This window comes from Bradyrhizobium sp. Crot121, assembly GCF_059512385.1.
Window position 1 is genome coordinate 1 of the sequence record NZ_JCAMOR010000568.1, and the last position, 259, is coordinate 259.

General features: G+C 57.5%; 1 pseudogene. It reads right to left on the reverse strand.

Going from position 1 to position 259, the window contains the following annotated elements:
• Nucleotides 1-259 (reverse strand): annotated as a pseudogene (locus AC5ZGW_RS47935) (IS5/IS1182 family transposase); the annotation flags it as partial.

The window sequence follows — 259 nt, forward strand, 5'->3', positions numbered from 1 at the left end:
TCCGGCCGCCTTGCGATAAAGCCTGCTGTCCGGATCGCTGGTACTCGCATGGGTGTCGTTCTTGCGCTTCTGGCCGTGGAAGTTGGCGCCGTCATCATCGTTGCCGCTGCCGTCCTTGGGGCGAAAACTCTTCGAAGTCCAGGCTTCGATCAGCGTCCCGTCCACCGAAAAATGCTCGTCCGACAATAGCGATTTGACCTGAGAATGGTTCAGAAGCTTGGTCATGAACTTCGTGAACACATCGCCGTTCTGCAGCCGC